Below are 4,325 nucleotides of genomic sequence, written 5' to 3'. Positions count from 1 at the left end.
TTCCTTCGACAATCTCGTAGCCCATCAAGGCGAAAACGCGGCCGCGCACGAAGAGCGGCCGCGCGTTGCCGTACCAGTCGACGCACGAGGCGCGGCAGGCGTCGTTGCCTTCATTCTGCGCCGGCCTGGCGACGAGCGTGCCGAGTTCGCTCAAGGCGAGACCACGGTTGCGCAAATAGAGGATCGCCGCCGAGCCGGTGCTCAGTTGGCGTGCGGCCGACTCGCCGCCGCCGATGATCGGCAATCCGAGCAAGCCGTCGACCTCACTCTCCGGCTTGTAAAAGAAACCGTGACTGCGCGTCTCGCCCTGCGCGGCACCTGGACGCAGGTGGCGGTCGACGGTCGCCGGCTGATCCGACAAGCGAACGCTGGTCAGATGCAAATCCTTGCCATCACTGCCCACCACGAGAGCGTGGCTGCCCAGCGCCTCGATACGGTCGACCGGGTGGACGAGCGGAACCTCATGCACCTCGCCTGCCGCGTAGCGCACGGCGAAAACCGGCGAGCGGACGCCGCCGGTCGGCACCGACCAGCCGCTGCCTGCGCCATAGACCAGGTAGGGTCCGATATAGCGGCTCTGGATGGCGTATCCCGCCGGCTTCGGCAAGCGCAGATAGGCATCGTTCGGGACCTCATCCTTGCCGTCGGAGAAACTGGCCAGCGCAACACGCATCAGGGCAAGCTCGCCGGCGCCGGACTCGGCCGCCCACATGCCGTCGCCACGCCCGTTCGAGCGCAGCAGGACGTTCAGCATGCCGCGCTCGTCCTCCAGAAACGAAAACTGATCGATCGGGCTGCCGGCGGTCTTCAGCGCGCTCGGCGGCGAGCCGTCGAGGGGAATGCGAAAAACCGCCGACACCGGTGCGGTAGCCAGGACGCCGCTGCGCCAGGCGGTCGTCCAAACGAAAACCGAGTTCGGCGAGACGTAGAAGACACGCCCCGGCGGGCCGAGCACGGCGGTGCTGTGGCAGTCGAGCTCGGGCTGCGCCAGATCGCAAATGGCGACGCTGTGCAGGGCGACTCCGGCAAAGGGATCAAGCGCCTCGTCGCTGCGATAGATCCGCGTCGCTGGCGCGATTCGTTTGAAATCGCTCGGCAAGGCACCGGGGCGCCAACGCCGGACAGCGGGAAAAGCGGCATAGGGGTCGCCCCACGGGCTGAGCACATGCGGCGAATAGACGATCAGCTTGTTGCCGACCAGGCGGCTGGCGTAGTTACGCGACGAGTAGTAATCGTTGGAACGTAGATGGTAGGTCGCCCGGTAGCTCAGGCGACCATCCGGGGTGAGGTCGAAAACGCCAATCTCGCTGCCGCCGCGCGCATAGCTGTAGCCGATGATGACCAGCGTGTTTCCGGAAATGAGCATTTCATCGTACCAGGCACCTTGCGGGTCGACCTCGGGGCCAAACGCGTCGATCGCCGAAATCGGCCGCAGGTCCTGGCCAGCGATCCGCACCGTAAACAACCGGCCACGTCGCAGGATGACCAGATGATCGCCGTGCAGCTTGACGATGCCGCCTTCGTCGACGCCGGCGTGCTGGACGTTGGTCACCGATTCCGCCTTGCCCGTGGCCGCCGGAGCCGCGGCGGCGGGTGCCGGCCTGGGTGCCGGAGGCGGCATCGCCTGGGTGCTCGGCGCGGCGCCGTCCGCCTTCTTCAGACGCGCCTGCTGCGCTTCGTCCTTCCGGCGCTTCGCCTCGTCGGCCCAGCGCTTGAACAACCCGGCGAGTTGCTGTTCGTCGTCAAAAGCGCGCAGCGTCTTGCGCGCCGCGCTCGCTTCGCTGGCTGCGCCGGCGACAGGCGGCCAGCAGCACAGGGCTGCACCAAGTACGGCCAGCGCGAGACAGATGGGGGCGGCTGTGCGGAACATCGTCCTTCCTTTCAAGCTGCGTGTGTCCAAGCCGGCAAGCCGGATCGAAGTCGGCGGATCGGGTCGCTATGATTCTCGTTGGCCAACCGACCATGGCCGGCGGGCGACAGCTCGCTCGGCGAACCTGCGCCGAATTCCGCCAGGAGGTGCCGATGATAACTCGCTTGCGCCGCGCTTTCGCGGCCGTTCGCCTGCCCCAGCGCCCGGCGTGCCCGATGGACTTGCCGACATTTTGCTGACTTAACTTCGATTTTTCTGGCAATCCGCGCAAGCGTTTTCTATACTGTGCGGAAAACAAAGGAAAACCGCCAATCGAGCGAGGAGACCTGTGATGGAGCTATACGTGGCCGGCCAATTGCCGGAAGCGTTGTTGGTCGGTGTGCCAGACATCGACCAGCAGCACGAGGAGATTTTCAGCCGCATTTCGCTGCTCAAGGCGCAATGCCTGGAAAGCGGCTCAGCCGCGGTGGAAGGCTTTGCCGACCTGCTCGAGCTGTTTGCCCAGCATTTTGCCAACGAGCAGATGCTCGCCGAGGAAGCTGAGATCGACTTCAGCGAGCACGCCGGCGTCCATCACGACACGCTGCGCATCCTTTACAAAGCGCTGAACGATGCATTCGCCGGCAGCCAGGACGTCTATTCCTTGCTGCGCTACGCCGAATACTGGTTTGAGCGGCACATCGGTGAGGATGACCGCTTGTTTGCCGACGAGCTCTCCGCGGCGAACGGCCAACGCACCAGCCAGCCACGCTGGCCGCTCAACGCGAGTTTTTCGGCGCACGCCTGACGGCACGCAGCGGAACGCTGTCTGCGGGCCGCGCCGGCGACTGAGGCTTAGCCCGGCTGTCCGTGCCGGCCGGGATAGCGGGTCGGCCGCTTCCGACGGGCTGAAAAGCCGGTACAAGCTGCTGCCGACCGCTGCCGATGAGGTCGGCCCGCCCCATTCGGCGCAGCGCTTCGCGCAGCAGCGGCCAGTTGTCGGGGTCGTGGTAACGTAGAAACGCCTTGTGCAGTCGGCGCTGTCGGCCCGAGCGAATGCGCTCGACGGTCTCCGGGCCCCGCGCCAGCTTACGCAGTGGGTTCCTGCCGCTGTGGTACATCGCGCTGGCCAGCGCCATCGGTGTCGGCAGAAACGTCTGCACCTGATCGAGGCGAAAGCCGTTGCGCTTCAACCACAAGGCCAGGTTCAACATGTCCTGATCGGTGGTTCCCGGATGAGCCGCGATGAAGTAAGGGATCAGGTACTGTTCCTTGCCGGCTTCGCGCGAGAACTTTTCGAACATCGCCCTGAACCGGTCGAAGGAAGCGATTCCCGGCTTCATCATGTGCGCCAGGGGACCGTCTTCGCTGTGTTCCGGAGCGATCTTCAGGTAGCCGCCGACATGGTGCCTGACCAGTTCGCGCACGTAGTCCGGGTCCGTCAGCGCAAGGTCGTAGCGCAGACCTGAACTGATCAACACCTTCTTCACGCCAGGCGCACTGCGCGCCTGGCGGTAGAGTTCGACGAGCGGCGCATGGTCGGTGTTGAGGTTCTCGCAGATGCGCGGAAAAACGCAAGACAGGCGCCGGCAGGCGGCTTCGATGCGTTCATCCCGGCAGCCCAGGCGGTACATGTTGGCGGTCGGCCCGCCGAGATCGGAAATGACTCCGGTGAAACCGGGCGTGCGCTCGCGGATCTCGCCGATCTCGCGCAGGATCGATTCCGGCGAACGGCTCTGCATGATGCGTCCCTCGTGCTCGGTGATCGAGCAGAAGGTGCAGCCACCGAAGCAGCCGCGCATGATGTTGACCGAAAAGCGGATCATTTCGAAAGCGGGAATCCTCGCCGCGCCATACGCCGGATGCGGCCGGCGCTGAAACGGCGCGGCAAAGACGCCGTCCAGTTCGGCCGTGCGCAAGGGAATCGGCGGCGGGTTGAGCCACACGTCGCGCTCGCCGTGCGCCTGCACGAGCGCCCGCGCATTGCCCGGATTCGATTCCAGATGAAGGATGCGCGAGGCGTGCGCATAGAGCACCGGGTCTGCCGCAACCTGTTCGCAGGCGGGCAGACGAATCACCGTGCGTGCGCGCTCCGCCTGGCGAGCGCGCACGAACTCGATGCGGCGCACCGGGTCCACCGGCCGCTCGCCCTTGCCTGGCTGCGCGTTGCCGGCTGCGCAGGCGGCGCGCTGGTCGTCCGCAGGGGAAGGCGTCGCGTAGGGATCGGGCAGGCAAGCCGGCGGACCGGGCGTATCGACCTCGCTCGAATCGAGCTCGCGCCAGTCGGCGCCCGGTCGCCAAGCGCGGGCAACGACAAACGCGCTGCCGCGCAGGTCGCGAATCTCGCCGATCTTCTCGCCGGCGGCCAGCCGATGCGCCAGTTCGACGACGGCGCGCTCGGCGTTACCGAAGATCAGCAGGTCGGCCTTGGCGTCGAGCAGCACCGAGCGGCGTACCTTGTCCGACCAGTAGTCGT

The 4,325-nt window shown here is 66.0% G+C and carries 3 protein-coding genes; 1 reads left to right on the top strand and 2 read right to left on the bottom strand.

Features of this window, described 5'->3' with window-relative positions:
- Positions 1-1,870: beta-propeller domain-containing protein (locus RKP46_RS11185; protein WP_311106715.1), on the bottom strand; the 1,870-nt coding region annotated here is incomplete at its 3' end.
- A 331-nt stretch (positions 1,871-2,201) separates the two neighbouring features.
- On the opposite strand from RKP46_RS11185, the gene RKP46_RS11180 reads away from it, so the two are divergent.
- A complete protein-coding gene (locus RKP46_RS11180; protein WP_311106714.1) occupies positions 2,202-2,657 on the top strand; it encodes a hemerythrin domain-containing protein in 456 nt (151 codons plus the stop codon).
- On the opposite strand, the gene RKP46_RS11175 is transcribed toward RKP46_RS11180, so the two are convergent.
- On the bottom strand, positions 2,629-4,325 hold a 1,697-nt coding region (locus RKP46_RS11175), incomplete at its 5' end, for a YgiQ family radical SAM protein (RefSeq protein WP_311106713.1). The genes RKP46_RS11180 and RKP46_RS11175 overlap by 29 nt on opposite strands.

Origin of the sequence: Accumulibacter sp., assembly GCF_031732815.1 — a bacterium.
Taxonomy (GTDB): domain Bacteria; phylum Pseudomonadota; class Gammaproteobacteria; order Burkholderiales; family Rhodocyclaceae; genus Accumulibacter.
The sequence above is the reverse complement of the archived record's forward strand: the minus strand, read 5'-3'. Positions and strand labels throughout refer to the sequence as shown.

What these genes read in the sequence shown, in the direction of transcription:
- RKP46_RS11180 (WP_311106714.1), top strand. Translation starts at nt 2,202, where the DNA reads ATGGAGCTATACGTGGCCGGCCAATTGCCGGAAGCGTTGTTGGTCGGT.